The sequence below is a fragment of the Acinetobacter sp. 789_lipA genome, from assembly GCF_058242845.1.
In genome coordinates this window covers 2,638,385-2,658,659 of the sequence record NZ_JBZAYS010000001.1, presented here as the reverse complement: position 1 = coordinate 2,658,659, position 20,275 = coordinate 2,638,385, and the positions used below count along the sequence as shown (strand labels likewise).

14 protein-coding genes, 1 pseudogene and 1 riboswitch are annotated in these 20,275 nt (G+C 40.3%); of the genes and pseudogenes, 7 read left to right on the top strand and 8 right to left on the bottom strand.

All coding sequences use genetic code 11. From position 1 onward, the window contains the following. Positions 1-53: 53 nt before the first annotated feature. The 7 genes from AC4CUZ_RS12870 to AC4CUZ_RS12840 form a co-directional block, all read right to left on the bottom strand. Positions 54-1,904 (bottom strand): ABC transporter ATP-binding protein, encoded by a 1,851-nt coding sequence (locus tag AC4CUZ_RS12870; protein ID WP_078389083.1) that lies wholly within the window; start codon positions 1,902-1,904, stop codon positions 54-56. Positions 1,905-2,360: 456 nt separating this feature from the next. Next, on the bottom strand, positions 2,361-3,599 hold the full coding sequence (locus AC4CUZ_RS12865) for a mechanosensitive ion channel family protein (RefSeq protein WP_078389085.1): 1,239 nt from the start codon (positions 3,597-3,599) through the stop codon (positions 2,361-2,363). Positions 3,600-3,861: 262 nt separating this feature from the next. Then, positions 3,862-4,398: a DUF2058 domain-containing protein gene (locus AC4CUZ_RS12860; RefSeq protein WP_004693234.1), complete on the bottom strand. Its 537-nt coding sequence runs from the start codon at positions 4,396-4,398 to the stop codon at positions 3,862-3,864. A 20-nt stretch (positions 4,399-4,418) separates the two neighbouring features. Then, positions 4,419-5,087 carry a YoaK family protein gene (locus tag AC4CUZ_RS12855; protein ID WP_010326651.1) on the bottom strand — a complete coding sequence of 223 codons (669 nt, stop codon included), beginning with the start codon at positions 5,085-5,087 and terminating at the stop codon, positions 4,419-4,421. A gap of 39 nt (positions 5,088-5,126) precedes the next feature. Further along, a complete protein-coding gene (gene sstT / locus AC4CUZ_RS12850; protein ID WP_490747690.1) occupies positions 5,127-6,320 on the bottom strand; it encodes a serine/threonine transporter SstT in 1,194 nt (397 codons plus the stop codon). A 233-nt stretch (positions 6,321-6,553) separates the two neighbouring features. Then, complete coding sequence (locus AC4CUZ_RS12845; RefSeq protein ID WP_490747689.1) at positions 6,554-8,287, bottom strand: SulP family inorganic anion transporter; 1,734 nt, start codon at positions 8,285-8,287, stop codon at positions 6,554-6,556. Positions 8,288-8,386: 99 nt separating this feature from the next. Then, on the bottom strand, positions 8,387-8,704 hold the full coding sequence (locus AC4CUZ_RS12840) for an ArsR/SmtB family transcription factor (RefSeq protein WP_004693230.1): 318 nt from the start codon (positions 8,702-8,704) through the stop codon (positions 8,387-8,389). Between the two features lie 631 nt (positions 8,705-9,335). Between AC4CUZ_RS12840 and cysK the strand changes: the two genes are divergently transcribed. Beyond that, positions 9,336-10,334 carry a cysteine synthase A gene (gene cysK, locus AC4CUZ_RS12835; protein ID WP_490747688.1) on the top strand — a complete coding sequence of 333 codons (999 nt, stop codon included), beginning with the start codon at positions 9,336-9,338 and terminating at the stop codon, positions 10,332-10,334. Positions 10,335-10,411: 77 nt separating this feature from the next. Further along, positions 10,412-11,177: pseudogene (locus AC4CUZ_RS12830) on the top strand (IS5-like element ISAba31 family transposase). Between the two features lie 78 nt (positions 11,178-11,255). Here AC4CUZ_RS12830 and AC4CUZ_RS12825 read toward each other — a convergent pair. Further along, on the bottom strand, positions 11,256-11,867 hold the full coding sequence (locus tag AC4CUZ_RS12825) for a TetR/AcrR family transcriptional regulator (protein ID WP_335997074.1): 612 nt from the start codon (positions 11,865-11,867) through the stop codon (positions 11,256-11,258). A gap of 521 nt (positions 11,868-12,388) precedes the next feature. Between AC4CUZ_RS12825 and AC4CUZ_RS12820 the strand changes: the two genes are divergently transcribed. From AC4CUZ_RS12820 to uca, 5 genes are all read left to right on the top strand, one after another. Further along, positions 12,389-13,561 carry a thiolase family protein gene (locus AC4CUZ_RS12820; protein WP_151837004.1) on the top strand — a complete coding sequence of 391 codons (1,173 nt, stop codon included), beginning with the start codon at positions 12,389-12,391 and terminating at the stop codon, positions 13,559-13,561. Positions 13,562-13,880: 319 nt separating this feature from the next. Continuing rightward, on the top strand, positions 13,881-14,774 hold the full coding sequence (locus AC4CUZ_RS12815; protein ID WP_004979763.1) for a LysR family transcriptional regulator: 894 nt from the start codon (positions 13,881-13,883) through the stop codon (positions 14,772-14,774). A 144-nt stretch (positions 14,775-14,918) separates the two neighbouring features. After that, positions 14,919-15,022: riboswitch (guanidine-I (ykkC/yxkD leader) on the top strand. A gap of 27 nt (positions 15,023-15,049) precedes the next feature. Beyond that, positions 15,050-15,790 carry an urea amidolyase associated protein UAAP1 gene (locus tag AC4CUZ_RS12810; RefSeq protein ID WP_490747687.1) on the top strand — a complete coding sequence of 247 codons (741 nt, stop codon included), beginning with the start codon at positions 15,050-15,052 and terminating at the stop codon, positions 15,788-15,790. Between the two features lie 17 nt (positions 15,791-15,807). Next, positions 15,808-16,458: an urea amidolyase associated protein UAAP2 gene (locus tag AC4CUZ_RS12805; protein WP_490747686.1), complete on the top strand. Its 651-nt coding sequence runs from the start codon at positions 15,808-15,810 to the stop codon at positions 16,456-16,458. A gap of 5 nt (positions 16,459-16,463) precedes the next feature. Continuing rightward, on the top strand, positions 16,464-20,069 hold the full coding sequence (gene uca, locus AC4CUZ_RS12800; RefSeq protein WP_490747685.1) for an urea carboxylase: 3,606 nt from the start codon (positions 16,464-16,466) through the stop codon (positions 20,067-20,069). The last annotated feature ends 206 nt before the right edge of the window (positions 20,070-20,275 follow it).

Genomic DNA, 20,275 nt, shown 5'->3' with positions numbered 1-20,275 from the left:
ACGCTAAAATCATTGAGATAACGATCTAAGCGTGCTGAAAATGGAAAGTAAAATTAGGCTTCTTTCTTTTTAATCGGATGTTGTTCCGTTAAAAATCCACCTGTTTGACGCTGCCAAAGGTGCGCATAGATACCATTTTTTTGAATCAGTTCTTCATGTGTCCCTTGTTCTGCAATACGACCTTCATCAAGCACAATCAAACGATCCATTTGAGCAATGGTTGAAAGACGGTGCGCAATCGCAATCACCGTTTTATCTTGCATTAAGTCATCAAGGCTAGATTGAATTGCAGCTTCAACTTCTGAGTCTAGGGCACTGGTGGCTTCATCTAAAATTAAGATTGGTGCATCTTTCAAGAACACACGAGCAATGGCGATACGCTGGCGTTGGCCACCTGAAAGTTTCACTCCACGCTCACCAACATAGGCTTCATAACCTGATTTACCACGTAAGTCATTCAGCTGAGGAATAAACTCTTCGGCTTTGGCTTTACGTACAGCAGCATACATTTCTTCATCACTCGCATTGGGACGGCCATATTTGATATTTTCTGCAACACTACGGTGTAGCAGGGAGGTGTCTTGAGTCACTAAGGCAATATTACGACGTAAACTGTCTTGGGTGACATCTTCGATATTCTGCCCATCAATTAAAATTTCACCCTGTTTCAATTGATAAAAATGTAGCAATAGTTGAATCAGTGTTGATTTCCCTGCACCAGAGCGACCCACGATCCCAATTTTTTCACCAGCTCGGATGCGTAGGTTTAAATTGTCTATGACATTTTTACTGTTATACGCAAAAGTGACGTCTTTAAATTCGATCATGCCTTGTTTAACTTCAAGGTCTTTGGCATTAGGTTTGTCTTGAATCGTGATCGAACGACCTAAAGTTTTCATGCCATCTTGAATGGTACCGACACTTTCAAAAAGTGCTGAGGTTTGCCACATGATAAATTCAGCAATACTGCTCAGTTTTAAAATCATAGCCGTTGCAGCAGCAATAACACCGAGTTCAACTCGCCCATTCATCCATAACCAAACCGCAGTGCCCAGTACACCCGCGTAAAGCACTATGTTTAAAAACAGGATGCTGATTTCATATTTAGCACCTAAACGCATTTGTTTATAGACGGTGACCATGAACTCTTGCATCGAGGCTTTGGCATATAAGCTTTCTCGTCCTGCATGGGCAAAAAGCTTTACTGTTTGAATATTGGTATAGGCATCGGTAACACGGCCAGTCATTACAGCTCGGGCATCAGCCTGTTCATTTGAAACTTTGCTCAAACGTGGAATGAAGTAATACGCTGCGCAGATAAACAACGCTAACCAGACCAGTAACGGTAATATTAGGAGCGGAGAAATAGCGGCAAGCACCAGATTGACCGTGACAAAATAAATCAGCACATAAGCCAACATGTCACCCAAAATAACCCAAAACTCACGTATTGCCAGTGCGGTTTGCATGACTTTTGCGGAGAGGCGTCCTGCAAAGTCATTGTGAAAAAAGTCGAGACTTTGCTTCAGTAGTAAATTATGAAAGCGCCAGCGCAGACGCATAGGAAAATTACTAAATAATATTTGGTGTTTAATAATCGACTGTAAACTGGCAAATAAAATATTGGCCAATAAAATACAGAATAGAAGGGCTAAGTTTGAACCATGTTCCGATAAAAATGTTTCTGGCTGGCTTTTACTGAGCCAATTCACTAAGTCACCAATTTTGGCGTAGAACAAAGCTTCAAAGCTGGCAGCCCCAGCCGTGAATAAAACCAAGATCAACAAATAGCCACGCACACCTTTAGCGGCCTGCCATACAAACGGAAAGAACGTGGTCGGTAAAGGTTGGTTTAAACCTTCGTCTGGATAGGGATCAACACGTTTTTCAAACCATTTGAACATGAATAAAACCTTCAAAAAAATAAGTCATTTATGAGTTAATGACTCGTTTTATAAATAAGCAGAATTTGAAAATTTTAGCATGAAAATACCTCAGTCGTCTGTGTAAATTGCCAGAGACTAAACGTTGTTGTAGCAGTATTGATAGCAAGAAATGTAGATGAATAGATATAAAAGTCTGATTAGAAAGTCTTACAAAGTGAAAAGGAGTGGCTAATTTAATGAAGAGAAAAGGTTGATATTGTGATATTGAGGTATATTTCATGTAAATAATCAAGTATTTAATTTACATAATACACAACGTAAATAACACAGTTGTTGAAAAACTAATGTTATGTATTTTCAGAATCTGTATTCTAAAACTAGTAATTTAGACCGTATGTTGAAATGATTATTCTGTATTTTTAAGACCTTGGTATGCCAAAACTAGGGTAGTTTTAGCATACCAAAGTGAAAAAATTACGGGTTTGACAGTGCGATTTGCATGTCATATCCCGATGGTGCTTGGTAAATTTTGAGACCAAATTCGGGAAGAATGGCAATTAAATGATCGAAAATATCCGACTGAATCGCTTCATAGTCTTTCCATGCAATTTGATTGCTAAATGCATAAATTTCCAGTGGCAAGCCTTTTTCAGTCGGTTGTAGCTGACGTACGATTAAAGATTGGTGTTTTGAAATGTTCGGATGCTGATTAAGGTACAGCTCAACATACGCACGGAAGGTCCCGATATTGGTTAAACGTCGCTGATTACAAGGAGATGTATTGCTCAGTTTTTGATTAAACTCAACCAGCTCTGTGCTTTTGTGATCCAAATATTGGTCTAATAATAAAAACTCTTTAAGTTTGCTTTGCTCTGCTTCAGACATAAAGTGAACGCTACTTTGGTCTATATAAAGTGAGCGTTTGATACGACGTACGCCTGCCTGTGACATACCCCGCCAGTTTTTAAAAGTATCTGTGACCAATTTGTTGGTTGGGATCGTGGTAAAGGTTTTATCAAAGTTCTGTACAGTGATGGTATGTAATGACATATCAATGACATCACCGTCTGCATTCAGAGATGGCATTTCAATCCAATCTCCAATGCGAACCATGTCGTAGGATGAAATCTGAACAGAAGCCACCAAAGACAAAATGGTATTTTGGAAGACCAACATCAGCACTGCCGCCATAGCACCGAAGCCCGCCAGCAAGGTGAAGACATCTTTTTTCAGGAAAGTCCCTAAGATCATCAAGCCACAAACGATGAAAATAATGAGTTTGATCAGCTGTAGATAGCCTTTGATAGGCTTATTTCTAGACTTTGGATTACGTTGATAAACCAAATTGAATATATTCAGTAATTCACCAATCGCCAGCGCAATGGTTAAGAAAATAAAGGCCTGTGCCGCCATTTGGACAAAGGTGACCATTTTCGCAGATAGGTGAGGAACGGTAACGATACCATTCATAATGACGATTGCTGGGACAATGTTCGCAATTCGACGAATCACGCTATGCTGCGACATGATGTCGTGATTGGCAAATTTTAGCTTAGTGATGAGATGCCGAATGCCGCGAACGACAACATGCTTGGCAATAATATACGCCAGTATAGCCACTAGAATGAGTATGCAGAACCCTGTCAGCATTTCGATCCAAGGATACTGATCCGACCAATCTTTTAAACTCTGTATAAAATGAAAATTATCCAAAATGCGATCTTCTTTTGATTAAAACACTGTAAATAGTGTAATCAGCTATGCGAATTAAGCAAATTGTGTCACTAAGTTTATACATGTTATCAACGACTTGTTTATTTACTCTCGTAGATTCGGTTTTTAAATCGATATTTGAATGTCATGAAGTATAAATTGTTGATGGTCGGGATGTGTCAGGTCAGTGGAATGGTAAATTAGTTTTATAATGAACTAGGAAAAAAGAAGCTTCCAATATGGAAGCTTCTGATGGTTCAAATTACCACATGAGATCATCAGGGATCACGTACGCAGCGTATGGATCTTCCTCATCGGTGACTGCTTCATTTTTCTCTGAAGTATTTACGATAATAAAGCCTTCAAGTTTGGCATTAATACGATCAGCTAAAGCTTTAGGTAAGAAGGCATAACTTTCATGATCACGTGCAATCACGAGGCTACCAGCAACCAAGGCATTATAAATTTGTTGATTGATATATTGTTTTTTGATTTTGCCATCGTCAATAAACTGATAGGCCACGTCACCATCGGTATCCCGAATTTTATGCTGCGTGATCATTTGAATGATCGTCGCTTTGAGCTCTTTTTCTTGCAATATCGCTTTCTTCTCAAGTTCAATGGCTTGATCTTTGGCCTGTTTTTGCTGTTTGTCTTGTGCAATTTTTGCCTTGATCTCAGCTTCACTGCTTTGACCTGTTTTTTGCTCATGCACTGCTTGTTTAGAAAGTTTTTTGGCCTTTTTGTTGTCAACTAAACCGGCTTTGAGTAACTGAGCCTGTAATGCATTTTTTACCATAGCGAATTCCACAACTGCGTTTAAAAACGACGATAACGAAAGTAAATGATCCAATATACAACACTAAGGATCAAGCTTAATGCTGTTGGAACTAAAAAAGAATTGAGTTTTAAATAGGGATACATCCAACTTGCACAGAGTCCGCCGATTAAAAAGCCACTTAAAATCAAAAGATGTAAAACTACACGCCGACGCTCAACCACGAGTCCGCGCACACGATAACCAAGTGCTAAGCCGAGGTCGGTAAGGACACCCGATAAATGTGTAGTGCGAATGATAGTGCCTTTATAATGGCTCACCATGGCATTTTGCACACCCATTGCGACGCAGGCCCAGAGTAAAGCATAGCGTGGAAAATAAGGCAGAAAGAACCAACACAGAAAAATAAAAAAAGCCACTAACGTGAGTGGTACGCCATAGCGGCGTCCCAATCGAAAGTGACTATTTCCCAGAATTACACCGCTATAAAATGAACCGATGACATAGCAGACAGTTACTAATAGCAAATATAAAATGCTTTCGGATTGCCAATGTACAAGCGACATCGCCAAAACACTTACATTACCAGTCATATGGGAAACAGACTGGTGTAAAACAGTCACCAGTCCTAAGACATTAATCATTCCTGCATTGACTGCAAGAAAGAATGCCCCCAGTTGAATCCAAAGTGGTAAGTGTTGAAATGGCATAACTTCAAAAAAGAAATAATATACTGATTCTACAATATATTATTTTGAAGCGCGGTCAACTGCTGCAGTAAATAATACGTCAGTGGATGAGTTCAATGCGGTTTCAGTAGAGTCTTGTAGTACGCTAATCACCATACCAATTGCAACGACTTGCATTGAAATATCAGATGAAATACCAAATAGGCCGCACGCTACTGGAATCAAGAGTAGAGAACCACCCGCAACACCTGAAGCACCACATGCTGAAACTGTTGCAAGCACAGATAAAATCATCATGGTGGTAAAGTCAACATTAAGACCTAGCGTATTGACTGCTGCCAGTGTAAGCACCGTAATAGTTACTGATGCACCCGCCATGTTAATGGTCGCACCGAGTGGAATGGCTACGCTCGCTGTAGATTCAGGTACCCCCAAACGTTTGGCAAGATCTAAGTTCACAGGAATGTTCGCAGCAGAACTACGCGTGAAGAAAGCAGTGATACCACTTTCACGTAAACATTGAAATACCAATGGATACGGATTGCTACGTGTTACCACAGCAACCATAAGTGGGTTGATGACTAAGGCAACGAAAGCCATTGTGCCGAGTAAGACAGCCAATAAGTGTGCATAGCTTACTAATGTGCTTAAACCTGTTTCTGCAAAGGTTACCGCCACTAGACCGAAAATACCGATAGGCGCAAAGTTAATCACCAAACGAATCACGCTATTTACTGCGTGTGCAGTATCATTGAGTAAGTCTTTGGTTGAGTCTTTGGCATGACGGAATGCAGCACCCAAGGCCACAGCCCACGCTAAAATACCAATGAAGTTTGCTTCACTAATGGCAGTTACAGGGTTAGCAATAAAGCTCAGCAGTAGGTTCTTAAAAATTTCAATCAAGCTACTTGGCGGTTGTAAGTCAGTATTTGCAGGTAAGTTTAAGAACAAAGTACTTGGGAAAGCGATACTGACTGCAACTGCTGCAAAAGCCGCTAGTAACATACCCACAGCATACATGATGATAATAGGACGCAGATTCGCACTATGACCCACTTTAAAGTTTGCAATAGAAGCAAGCACCAAGAAAAATACAAGTACAGGCGCGACAGATTTTAACGCTTTAATAAATAAGTCGCCTAGCAGGCTCAAATAAGGTGCAACACCTGGGAAAACGAGGGCTACACCAATACCCAAAATAATGGCAATGATAATTCGAGTAACTAGACTCATTCGCGCTAAAACAGAAAACATAGAGGCGCCTTGTTGAAATTACGAGGACAAAATACGGATTTTAAGTGCGCCATTTTATACCTAATTTGCTAACTGACTGAAAAATATTTAAATATAAAAATTAAGTTATTGTAATTTCAGTTTTTATTATTCATTTTAATTCATAAAAATGACATGTTTAATGGATTTTTATCACAAATGCCTGCTTGATATTTCTCACTATATTGAAAAAGTGCAAGCAGGCATTCTGTCTCTTATGAAGTTTTAAGCAGTTGAGGTGAAAGGGTCTGAATGGCTTGATAGTGAGTTAAAAAGACATTCCCACTTAAATGTTTCAATAGTTTTGAGCTTTGCAGTCGATCCATCACAGGACCTTTAACTTCGGACAAATGCAGTTGAATGTTTTGCTTGGCCAATTCTAGATTAATATCTTCCAGCATTTCTAAAGCACTCAAGTCGATACTGCTCACACTGGAGCAATTAATCACCACATGGGCTAACTCAGGTTGTTGGCTCACGGCATTGATCAGCTCGCCTTTCAATATATTGGCATTTAAGAAAGTTAAGCTTTCATCTATACGCATTGACAGTAATTGTGCCGTCGTCTGAACTTGATGGCGTTCAACATTGCGAAAATGTTGCGTCCCCTCGACCAAGCCAATCACAGCGATATGTGGCCGGCTAATCCGCCAAAGCAACAAAATAAAGGTCGAAACCATGCCAATGATCAGGCCGGTGGAAATATCGATACAGACAACACCAAAAAAGGTAATCCACATCGCGATACCATCTGCTTTAGAATACTTCCATGCTTCGATGAAGGGTTTAAAGTCCACAAGTTTCCATATCGAGACGATAATCGTTGCAGCCAAAATAGCTAAAGGAAGGTCCTGAAAAAAACCGGTAAAGTATAAGCTCACTACAATAATCAAAAGCGAAGATAGGACGCCAGCCATAGGGGTCTGAGCGCCTGCATCTGCATTTACGACAGTACGAGAAAGGCTGCCTGTTACAGGAAAGGCGGAACTGAAACCGGCACTGATATTGGCTAATCCTAAAGCGATAAGTTCTTGGTTGCTATTGAGTTGACTTCGGTTTTGTAAAGCAGTGGCTTGAGCAATGGAAAGTGATTCAACAAAACTGATCATCGCGATCATAGTTGCACCTGGCAAAAGTTGCAGAACTAAAGTCCAGTTCCAATACGGCATATCGAGTGGAGGCATACCAGATGGAATGATTCCGACGGTTTTGATTCCAAGCGATTGCAGTTGGAAAAAATAAACCAAGGCAATCGAGGCAACCACTAAAAATAAGGGAATGGTACGCGAAAGTAATACGGTCGATCCGAACCAACGTTTTAAGGCATTAGTATTCAGCATCTTTGGTACATAAATTAAAAATGCGATTGCACACAGTCCAAACAGCAGCGTACCTATGTGAGTCAAACTGATGTATTGCCAAACACTAACCACAAACTCGGGGATATTATTGGCTTTTAAAGGAAGATCGACAATAAACTTCAACTGACCCAACGCAATCAGCAAAGCAGATGCAATAATGAAACTTTGGATGACGGGGTGGCTAATTAGTTGGATGAGGAAACCAAAGCGAAATAAACCCAACAGCAAGGAAATGATACCGACCATTAGGGCTAATAAACATGCCGCTTGTATATAAACTGGTGAACCAACTTCAAACATCGAGTTCAAAGTCGCAAAGGTCATCATCGAAATGATGGCAACAGGGCCAATAGAAAGCGTCGGACTGCCACCAACGATGGCATAAATAATCATTGGGATAATGCTGGCATATAGCCCAGTGATTGGTGGTAAACCTGCCAACATGGCATAGGCCATGCCTTGAGGAACCAACATGGCAATGACGATAAAAGATGCAAGTAAATCTGACTTAAACGTAGGCGTGTCATAGTGCTTGAGCCATTGACATGCGGGTAGATAATGGCTTAGACGACGATTCCAATCAGACATAATATATCTAAATCACAAATTTAGATATATTATGCATAAAAAATGCTAAGAAGTCTTAGCATTCGTTTTCATAGCACAGAAAATATAGCAGTGATTGGTTTAGAGACGTGGTTTTGGGCAGTACAAGCTATACAAAGTATTTAAAACTTCAATCATGCGTTCATCTTTAATGGAGTAATAAATTTGTTTACCATCACGGCGCGTATTTACCACATCACTTTTACGTAGCATCATTAATTGTTGAGAAAGAGTCGGCTGTTTGATGTCGGTAATTTCTTCAATTTGAGAAACATTAAGTTCTTGTTGCGACAAATGACACAAAATTAATAAACGATCAGTATTGGCTAGAGATTTTAAAATACTCACAACAACTTCAGCAGAGTCGCGCATAGACGTTATTTCAAGTCCTGTGTTCATTTAAAACCTACTCATAAAACAAAACAACTGTGCGCTTAGTATAAAACCAAGCCGTTCATAATGCTGTCTTTTCAAGTCCAATATGCATGGCTTTTAGTGAAATAAAATATTAGCTAAAGTTATATATACTTAATATTTACATCAAAATTAGTTATTCAAAATGTCACTTAAGTTCTCGATATTTATATAATTTAAGCCGATTTTTTAAATCAAAAACTCATTCTTTATGATGATTTATAATAAGCTTTGAATATTTTATCATATAGAGAACATTAAAATCATAATTACAGAGCTTTTTAAAAAATATCATTATAAATTTAAAAAATACAAACATTTATTAAAGGGCATAATTATTGCTAGATAATATTTTTGACCAAAAAGTAAACTTTGAGATGAATGTACAAATTTTTCCATCCCATATAGAAGACGCTGAATATGTGGTTTTGTCGTCTAGCTTTTTGGGAAAAGCGGCTGTTTTCTTCAAGTAAAAGCATGGGAAAACTCATGCTTTTTCTGTTTAAGTGATTTATTTATCAAATAAAAACATAAGCCCGACCAAATGTCAGTTTGCATTTAAAAATCAGGGTATGATAATGAGTGGATCATTAAAAACAACATAGGAAACATTGGTATGAGTACTGACTCAGCTTTTCCAACGCCTAATAATTTAGGGATAGCGGTTTATAGTAATAATGCAGAAGCGATTGGTAACACACCATTGGTTCGTATTAACCGAATTATACAAAGTCCAGCCACCGTTTTAGCCAAAGTTGAAAGCCGTAACCCTGCATTTTCAGTAAAATGTCGTATTGGGGCTGCGCTGATTGCGGATGCGGAAGCACGCGGTGTGCTGAAAGCGGGAATGCATATTGTCGAACCAACCAGTGGCAATACAGGCATTGCTTTGGCATTCGTTGCTGCTGCAAAAGGTTATGCGTTAACTCTAACTATGCCATCAAGCATGAGTATCGAACGTCGTAAAGTGATGAAAGCTTTGGGTGCGAACTTGGTGCTTACTGATCCTGCAAAAGGGATGCGCGGTGCAGTAGAAGAAGCACAGCGTTTGTTGGATGAAAATCCAGACACTTATTTTTTGCCACAACAGTTTGAAAACCCAGCAAACCCAGCTATTCATGAAGCAACTACTGGCCCAGAAATTTGGGACGCAACAGGTGGTAAAGTTGATATTTTAGTTGCAGGTGTTGGGACGGGCGGTACGATTTCAGGGATTTCAAGTTATTTTGAAAAAGTAAAAAAACAAGCCCTGTACTCAGTTGCGGTAGAACCTGCTGAGTCGCCGATTATTGGTCAAACCAAACGTGGTGAAACTTTGACGCCTGGACCACATAAGATTCAGGGCATTGGCGCTAACTTTATTCCTAAAAACTTAGACCTCGACTTGGTCGATGAAGTGATGCCAATTGATGCTGCTACAGCAATTGATTGGGCGCGTAAAACAGCAAGCCAAGAAGGTATTTTGGTGGGTATTTCAAGTGGTGCCGCGATGGCAGCAGCAGATGAACTTGCTGCACGCCCTGAAAATGCAGGTAAAACCATTGTAGTGATTTTACCTGATGGTGGTGAACGTTATTTATCTTCAGTCTTGTTTGAAGATATTTCCGCAGACTAGGGTGTGTTGACACTTTTAGCTTAAAAAAATAGCGAAGTAGTAAAATCAAATCGCCAAACCCAATTTTACTATTCGCTATGCCTCGTACCATGCTGACAGATCAACACTGGCAAAAGTTGAAAGTTATTCTGCGTAATTTATCCATTCACCACAACTCAAATTTACGCAATTTTATTGAAGCTATTCTCTATAGAATTAGAACAGGCTGTCCGTGGCGAGATATTCCTTGTTGTTTTGGTCATTCAAACTCTATTTTCAAACGTTTTAATCGTTGGTCAAGCAGCGGTAAGTTACTTAGATTATTCAAATTACTAGCCTCATGCCCCGATATGGAGTGGATTTTTATTGATGGCTCTCATGTACGTGCTCATCAACATTCTGCCGGCATAGCGAATCAATCTATTTCTAAAAGTGTAGGAGGAAACTCCTCAAAAATACATTTGATTGTTGATGCACATGGCAATCCTATTGATTTCATGATTACCGATGGAACCACACATGATGTTAAAGTTGCACCTGATTTAATATCAACATTAGATTTAAAAGAGACAAAAGTGGTATGTGCAGATAAAGGCTATGATTCAGAACCACTGCGTGAACAGATCAGGAAAACAGGGACTAAAGCGAATATACCAAAGAAAACAAATAGCCAATCGAACAATGACCATATGGACTGGTATTTATATAAAATCAGGCATTTAGTTGAAAATATGTTTTGTAGATTAAAGCAATTTAGAGGAATAGCTACTCGATATGACAAGCTCAAAAGAAATTATCAAAGTTCTGTTGCTTTAGCCTGTATATTTTTATGGCTACCTTTATAGGGTTAATTATGAACAGTAAATGTCAACAGACCCTAATTAAATATATGAAAAAAAGCTAAACATTTCATGTTTAGCTTTTTTTATGCCGTTTAGAAACTTAAAGTGCTGAGTGTGAAATTTTATCGGGTGTCATAAGAGCTTGGTTGACATACAGTTTAATCAGACGTTCACGTGAACCGATTGATTTTTGATAATGCGTTGAATTGAGTAACAACGACGCACCATAGGTCACTGTCCACACATAAGATAAATAGTCACGAATGGACATTGCGCTGTCTAAAGACTTTAAGTAGTCAGAGGTCATGTCTTTAATTTCGATAATACGTTGTTCACGTATTTGGTAGAGCTTCTCAAAAAGTTCTTTGAGTTTACGTTCATTATTGGTTAAACGTTCTTCAATAACGTGCAGTAAAATCGTACGGTTCGAGTTCAACATATTATAAAGCATGTATTCAGAAACATACGTTTTAATATCATTGTTATGCTTTTGAGAAATCTCTAGCAGGCGAGTTTCATTCAAGATAATCAGCTCTAAATAAAGTTGATTTTTACTTTTGAAATGCTTGTAGATCGTACCCTTCGCAATATCGAGTTCCGTTGCTAATTCGCTTAAGGTGATGTCTTGATTATTGTCTAATAATAAAGTCTCAGCCATGGCTAAAATTTTCTCTTTGCGTAATAGAAAATTTTGTTGGCGTACTGAAGTCATTGGCTTATTCCAGTGTATTTCATGAGAACTATAGAGAGGCTATTGAACTTGGTTGAAAATGAAAATGCAACTAAGGTCTTGGATATTACTACAATCGTTTTAAAAATATCCACTTGTTCAACAATAGAAATAAATACAGGTGCATTTTCGCATTTCGTTGTCAATAAATTTGATCTCTAGAGATCAAATTTGGGCCATTGCATTCCTTTTTCGTGATTTTTACACTATTGTCAGTATAGCCACTGTGTTCTTAGAGACGAGAACCTTTAGTGCTAAAGCCTCGAATGCAGTGCGGGTTGATAAATAGATCATCTGTCGTATGGATCGATGTCTTATTCACGTGTGTTTATTTTAATGTCTTTATAGATGACTCGCTTTGAGACGGTAGCACTATGAAAAACATTAAAATAAGATCTGAAACGATTAACCCTTTTGTAATATGAAAAAATAGATAGGGAATGTTTTTAAGTCTCTTAATTGGGCTAAAAGCAAATAAAACGCAAAAAAGGATGAAATAGAAAATGATTGTTATTGTAGACGGTGTACGTACAGCAATGGGTGGTTTTCAAGGTTCACTGTCGAGCTGTACCGCGCCTGAACTTGGTGCGGTGACAATTAGAGAAGTGTTAAACCGTTCTGGCCTACAACCAACCGATGTGGATGAAGTGATCTTTGGTTGCGTACTTCCAGCAGGTTTAAAACAAGGCCCTGCACGTCAAGCAATGCGTATGGCGGGTCTACCTGACTCAACGGGTGCAACAACCATCAATAAAATTTGCGGCTCTGGTATGAAAGCCGTCATGCAAGCGGCTGATGCGATTAAAGCGGGCTCAGCTGAAATTGTGGTGGCCGGTGGTATGGAGTCGATGTCAAATGCGCCGTACTTACTTGAAAAAGCACGCGCGGGCTACCGTATGGGACATGGTAAAACCACTGATCACATGTTCCAAGAAGGTTTAGAAGATGCTGAAACAGGTCTGTCGATGGGTGTACTTGCTCAAGAAATGGCAGATAAAAAAGGCTATACCCGTGAGCAGCAAGATCAGTATGCCATTGGTTCTTTAAATAAAGCCGTTGCTGCGATTCAAGGTGGTTTCTTTAAAGATGAAATCGTGCCTGTGACGGTGAGTAGCCGTAAAGGCGATGTTGTGGTTGATCAGGATGAACAGCCGCTCAATGCCAAAGTGGATAAAATTCCAACTTTACGTCCGGCATTTAAAAAAGACGGCACGATTACCGCGGCAAATTCGAGCTCTATTTCGGATGGTGCTTCGGCATTGGTTGTAACTTCATCCGAAGTTGCTGATGCACGTGGTCTTAAGCCATTGGCAAAAGTTGTGGCTTATGCAAGTAATTCCCAGCATCCATCTGAGTTCACCATTGCCCCTGTAGGTGCCATTGAGAAAGTTTTAGCCAAAGCAGGTTGGTCTGCGAGTGATGTGGATCTGTGGGAAGTCAATGAAGCATTTGCGATGGTCACAATGCTTGCAATTGATGGTTTTCATTTAGACCCTGCAAAAGTTAATGTGAATGGTGGTGCTTGTGCACTTGGTCATCCATTGGGTTCATCTGGTTCACGTATTATCGTGACTTTACTGCATGCCTTGAAACGTACTGGTGGGAAGAAGGGTGTAGCTGCTTTATGTATTGGTGGTGGTGAGGCGACTGCTATTGCCGTCGAGCTGCTGGACTAAAACTGTAAATATTCTTAGCTATGCCTGTGAAGAAAATGATTTAAATAGCTATAATTGGCATGGTTGATTTCATCAAAGGTTCGATTGATTCGGGCCTTTTTTATTTTGTAAAATACATGAAGATCATGCGTCATAACTTTTCAGGGAAAGCATCAATTGTTCAGAACAGCTAAAGGTATAATTAATGTGCTTTTATTGCTGAAATGTCTGATATTAGACCTAGATGCTTGTAAAAGTAAGTTTTGAGCATTGGATCATCGCTATAATGGGTAGATGATGGATCGTCTACCATCACATGCATATAAGGAACATTTTTTTCGTGTTTGAACTGGACTGTAAATTACTCAGTATCTTTTTTTACGTTTATAAGTTTAAAAGTGTGTCACTGGCGGCTGATCATTTAGAAATGAGTCAACCGACGGTGAGTAACATTCTGAATAAAATTCGCCAACATTATAATGATCCGCTATTTTTGCGGATTGGCAATGAAATGGTGCCAACTGAGCTGTCGAAACAGTTATTTCCATTGGTCAGTGAGGCTTTAAACAAGGTTGAAATCATCAATAACTTTACGATTGATTTTGACCAAGCCACTTCGCAGCAACAGTTTAGTTTGGCCATGACCGATGTTTCGCATTTGGTGCTGTTGCCGAAAATTTCGCAATACTTAAAGAAACATGCGCCGCATATTCGTTTGAATATCCGTCCGATCACCTCTGAAACCAGTTATCAAATGGCAAATGGTGAGATTGATTTGGCGCTGGGTTTTTTACCTCAACTGGAAAATGGCTTTTATCAACAGCAACTGTTCGAGCAGTATTATGTGGTGATTGCTGCCAAAGATCATCCGCGTTTGACAGGTGACAGTATCAGCACAGCGCAGTACTTGGCTGAGTCACATATCGATATTGATGCAGGCATGGGACATTACCATATTGAAAACGAACTACTTAATTTAGAACTAAAACGTGACATTTTAATGCGTTTACCGAGCTATTTAGGGGTAGGCTTGGTGGTACAAGAAACCGATGCAATTGCGACAGTCCCGTATTATTTAAGTGAAGTGCTGCTTTCACGCGGCAATTTAAAGATCTTCAATGCGCCAATTGCCTTCCCAAGTTATGGGGTGAAACAGTATTGGCATATGTCTTGTCATCACAAAACCAGTCACCAGTGGCTGCGTCACATGTTCCATGAAATTTTAATGAAGTAATTCTTAAAATTTGATGCTTTTTAGTGCGCATAGCGAAAATATGTGTGCTTGAAATCTAAAGTGCCCATTTATTGCTCATAAATAGTATTACGAAGTTTAAAAATCGTAATACTAAATTGGCACAGCCTTTGCATCGTCTAATCTGAAAGAGTGATCTAGGGTTCCGATACATATCTATTTTATGTATGTCTGCGACCGAGAGTTCACGGTTCGAAAGAGCTACACGGAGGGATAAAAGCCCGGGAGGTAAACAGTTACGATTTAGGCAGAAGCGCATGAGCACAATAATTTACCACGACGATAACGCACTATGGACTGAACTTTTACCGGGTGGACATCACTGGTCTGGGCGTATTCAACGAGGCACAGTCTTACAGTTTAAAGCCTTGGGGGCACAAGCCAACGTTTCTCTTTTCTGTGTCAACAGTGAAGACAAGCTCGAATGCTTTAATATGCCAGATAGTCTAAAGGCACAGCATACGGCATTTCTAAGTACAGGACATGTGTTGTATTCAGACTTAGGTCGGGTTATGGCCTCAATTGTTCACGATGATCATGGTTGGAATGATGCTTTGTGTGGTCCTAGTCGTACAGAACAAATTCAAAAACAGTTTGGTACTCAAACTTTTCAAGATGCAAGAAATGAGATGTATCGGAGTGGACGCGACAGCCTGTTACTTGAAATGACCAAGTTCTCATTAGGTCAAGCTGACCTGTCAGCTACGGTCAATTTATTCTCTAAAGTTCGCCCTGATGATGCAGGCAACTTATCTTATATCGATGTCGATAATACCCATCAAACTATTGAACTGCGTTTTGAGATGGACTGTCTGGTGTTCTTATCTGCCGCGCCACATAGTTTGAGCCAAGCAACAAAGTATCATCCTGCTGATATTCAAATGCGCTTATTCAAAGCCTCCGCTTTAGCAATACACGATGTCTGTCGTGATTCATGCCCACAAAACCAACGCGGTTTTCAAAACAACGCGCGTTATTACGCATTCGATGCTGTTTAAGCCCAAGGAGAATACGCATGACCAGTTTACAAGCATTTGATCAAGCTTTTTTAAATGAAGTTTGTCCAGCGGGCGAAGCATGGATGGGTGAAGTCCAGAAAGGGCAATATTTCCGGATTATTGACCTCGAAGGCAACCAAGCAGTCGATACTTTATTTATTTCTGCGAGCAACCCCGAAGAGCGTTATAGCGCAACTGATACTTTAGCCATTAATCAGCAAATTTATCTCGAAAAAGGCACAGCTCTATATACCAACTATGGCAACAAAATCGCCACGATCCATGATGATAACTGTGGTCGCCATGACACCTTAGGCGGTGCTTGTTCATGTGAAAGTAACACCGTACGCTATGCACACGACACATTTCCGATGCACAGTTGCCGTAATAACTTTATGACAGCTTTAGCTTTGCACCCTATCGCAAAAAAGCATGGACTAAATGTCCGTCATATTGGGCCTAATATTAACTTCTTTATGAATGTACCCGTGAGTAGTGATGGGCATCTCAAGTTTGATGATGGAATATCGGCGCCGGGTAAATATGTTGAAATTCAAGCAGAGATGGATCTCATCGTGCTGATTTCTAACTGCCCACAACTGAACAACCCCTGTAATGCCTATAACCCGACTAAAATTCAACTGATTGTACGTGAAAGCAAGGAGTAATCAGCATGTTTAAAAAAGTTCTCATTGCTAACCGTGGGGCAATTGCCTGCCGAGTAATTCGCACATTAAAGAATTTAGGCATTCAGTCTGTTGCGGTGTATTCAGAAGCAGACCGTGATTCCTTGCATGTGACTTTGGCTGATGAAGCGGTATTTATTGGTGATAGCCCAGCCAGTCAAAGTTATTTAAATATTGAAAAAATCTTACAGGTCGCGAAAGAAGCAGGTGCTGAAGCCATTCATCCGGGCTATGGTTTCCTGTCTGAAAATGCGGAGTTTTGTGATTTATGCGAGTCACAGGGCATTGTGTTTCTAGGGCCGAATTCTGCACAAATGCGTAGTTTTGGCTTAAAGCATACTGCGCGTGAACTAGCCATTCAGGCGAACGTGCCATTGTTACCGGGGAGCCAACTTTTAGCAGATGAAGCGGAAGCACTGGTAGAGGCGAATCGTATCGGTTATCCCGTGATGCTGAAAAGTACCGCAGGTGGTGGTGGTATTGGTATGCGTTTGGTGTGGAATGAAGCAGAGCTTAAAGATGCTTATGCAACGGTATCTTATTTGGCACAAGCGAACTTTAAAGATGCAGGTTTGTATTTAGAAAAGTTTGTGGAAAATGCGCGTCATATTGAAGTCCAAATTTTTGGTGATGGTCAAGGTTTGGTTCTGGCTTTGGGAGAGCGGGACTGTTCAGTACAGCGCCGTAACCAAAAGGTAATCGAGGAAACTCCTGCACCACATTTAAATGATGAACAACGTGCTTATATTCAAGCTGTTGCCGTTGAATTGATGCAGTCAGTGAATTACCGTTCGGCAGGTACGGTTGAATTTGTGATGGATACAGACACCCAAAAATTCTACTTCTTAGAGGTGAATACACGTCTACAAGTTGAACATGGCGTGACTGAACAAGTGTTTGGTGTAGACCTTGTGGAATGGATGGTCACTTTAGGTAGCGGTGACTGGACTGTGCCAACAGAGCCGCTTGCACCTAAAGGCCATTCGATCCAAGTCCGTTTATATGCTGAAGATCCAATTAAAAACTTTCAACCCAGTGCTGGCTTATTGACTTATGTCGAGTTTAATCGGCAAGCGCGTAATGAAACATGGGTAGAAACAGGTTCAAACGTGTCTTCCTTTTATGATCCAATGATTGCCAAAATCATTGTGACTCACGAAAACCGTGAAAGTGCAATTCAGGCCATGAGCGATACTTTGGCAAACACCTCAGTGGCAGGAATTGAAACCAATCTTGAGTATTTACAAAATATTATTGACTGTGAAGTGTTTAAAGCAGGGACACAGACTACACGTTTCTTAAATACTTTTGAGTGGAAAACCCAAAAAGTTGAGGTATTACAGTCCGGTATTCAAACGTCAATACAAGATGTCAATGGTCGTTTGGGTTATTGGGATGTTGGTGTTCCACCATCGGGTGCGATTGATCCACTATCGTTAAATGTTGCTAATCAACTATTGGGGAATCCATTTAATACCGCAGGGCTCGAATGTACATTACAAGGCCCAACTTTAAAGTTTCACTGTGATAGCCAAATCGTGATTACGGGTGGCGACATGCTTGCGACATTGGATGGTGTCGACGTTGCTATGTGGCAGACCCTTAATGTTAAAAAAGGGCAAATTCTTAAAACAGGTAAAATCACCACAGGTTGTCGTAGTTATATTGGCATTAAAGGCGGGTTCAATGTCCCTACCTACTTAGGCTCACAAGCAACTTTTACTTTAGGTCAGTTTGGTGGTCATGCAGGACGCAATTTACTGATTGGAGATATGTTGCCCATTACGGCGTACTCATCGGCAGAAACTGTTGCACTCAGTGCAGCACAGGTGCCGAGCTTTAGCCAGACCTGGAACATTGCAGTGATGTATGGACCGCATGGTGCGCCTGACTTTTTCACCAAACGAGATATTGAGTGCTTCTTTGAGCAAGAATTTGAAATTCACTTTAACTCAAGTCGTACAGGCATTCGTTTAGTCGGTGAAAAACCTGAATGGGCGCGTACCGATGGTGGTGAAGCAGGACTACATCCTTCGAATATTCATGATAATGCTTATGCCATTGGCGCGATTGACTTCACTGGAGATATGCCAATTATTTTAGGACCCGATGGTCCAAGCTTGGGCGGTTTCGTTTGCCCAGCGGTGGTGGTTAGCTCAGAACTATGGAAAATTGGTCAGCTTAAAGCGGGCGATAAAGTTAAATTTATCCCAATTTCTTATGATCAAGCTCAAGTATTGAATCAAAAATATAGCGCAGCGTTAACCGCAGATACGACTGAAAATGTAGAATTTTCTCCAAGCTTTCATGCTGAAATGGAGACCTTATCAGATGCCGTTTTAGCGACCCAAAAAGGTGAGAGCGCTGCACCCGATGTAATCTATCGTCCCGCAGGTAATAGTTATCTGTTGGTTGAATATGGAGAGTTGGTTTTAGATCTCAATTTACGCTTCCGTATTCATGCTTTAATGCAATGGGTTAAAGACCAAAGTATCGAAGGAATTATTGATTTAACACCGGGTATTCGTTCACTGCAAATTCATTTTGATTCATTAGTGCTAGATCAAAAACATTTATTGTGCCTTTTACAACAAGCAGAAAGTGAATTGCCTGATGTGACCGCAATGGAAGTCCCGTCGCGCACAGTCTATTTGCCTTTGGCTTGGGAGGACTCACAAACTCAGTTGGCGACTGAACGTTATATGCAAACAGTCCGTCCAGATGCGCCGTGGTGTCCTGACAATGTAGAGTTTATTCGTCGTATCAATGGTTTAGACTCAAAGCAAGCAGTGAAGGATATCGTATTCAGCACCAATTATTTGGTGATGGGTTTGGGAGATGTGTATTTGGGTGCACCTGTGGCAACGCCGCTGGACCCACGTCATCGTTTAGTAACTACCAAATATAATCCTGCACGTACATGGACGCCTGAAAATGCAGTCGGTATTGGTGGCGCGTATATGTGTGTCTATGGCATGGAAGGCCCGGGCGGTTATCAGTTTGTTGGACGTACAACCCAAATGTGGAGTCGTTACCGCAAAAACCCCGACTTTGAACAGGATAAGCCATGGCTACTGCGCTTCTTTGATCAAATTAAATTTTACGAAGTGTCTGAAACAGAACTGATGCAAATGCGGGAAGACTTTAAAGCGGGACGCTTAAAGCTTCGTGTAGAAGATGGGATTTTAAACCTAAAAGAATATAATGACTTCCTCATTGAAAATGCGGCATCCATTTCAAGTTTTAAAGCGGTACAGCAAGCGAACTTTGAAGATGAACGCCGTCGTTGGCATGAGGCAGGTTTGGCTGAACATGTTTCTGAAAGTATAGATACGGTGTTAGATGATAGTGAAATTCAAATTCCTGAAGGTGGTTGTGCAGTAGAGTCGCATATGCCGGGTTCTATTTGGAAAATTGAATGTACCTCTGGAGACATTGTGGAAGAAGGGGCAACTTTGGCCGTGATTGAAGCCATGAAAATTGAAATTCCCATTATTGCACCTGAGCGGATGAAGGTTGAAGCCATTACCATTGAAAAAGGGCAAACGGTAAAAACAGGTCAGGTGCTGTTTACACTGGCACCTGTAGCCTAAATTCAAATATCAAGAAATACAAAAAAGACTGCTTAAGCGGTCTTTTTTCGATTCTGAAAGGAGAATTTATCTAGTGCTGACAATAAATCGTTTTGTTAAATCGAGATTGCAACCCATAACAAAAAATAGATTGTTATGAAATGGTTATAAAATGATGTTTTGAATCAAAATATGCTAATTTAGTGAGACGCTTAAAAACATTATGG